Consider the following 528-nt stretch of genomic DNA (forward strand, 5'->3'; position numbering starts at 1 on the left):
GCGCCGGCCCATGGCGTGCTGATGACCTCGGCCACGCTGACCGATGGCGGCGACTGGAGCGGGGCGATCACCCGCAGCGGCGCGGCGCGGCTGGAGGTGCAGCCCGAGCTGTTTGCCGCCAAAAGCCCGTTCGACTATCCCAACCAGGCGCAGGTGCTGATCGTGACCGACGTGCCACGTGGCGATATCGCCGCGCTGGCCGGCGCCTATGCCCGCCTGATCGAGGCGAGCGGCGGCGGCGTGCTGGGCCTGTTCACCGCGATCCGCCGGTTGCGGGCGGTGCATGGGCGCATTGCCGATCGCCTGGCGCGCGCCGGCCTGCCGCTCTATGCCCAGCATGTCGATCCGATCGATACCGGCACCCTGGTGGATATCTTTCGCGATGATCCGCGCGCCTCGCTGCTGGGCACCGACGCGCTGCGTGATGGGGTCGATGTGCCGGGCCAGTCGCTGCGGCTGGTGGTGATGGAGCAGGTGCCCTGGCCCAAGCCATCGATCCTGCATCGCGCCCGGCGCATGGCCGCCCCG

At 71.4% G+C, this 528-nt stretch carries 1 protein-coding gene; it reads left to right on the forward strand.

All coding sequences use genetic code 11. From position 1 onward, the window contains the following. Window positions 1-528: helicase C-terminal domain-containing protein (locus tag H926_RS34595; protein WP_043608931.1), on the forward strand; the 528-nt coding region annotated here is incomplete at both ends.

Source organism: Novosphingobium sp. B-7, assembly GCF_000410615.1.
In the GTDB taxonomy this organism is placed as follows: Bacteria; Pseudomonadota; Alphaproteobacteria; order Sphingomonadales; family Sphingomonadaceae; genus Novosphingobium; species Novosphingobium capsulatum.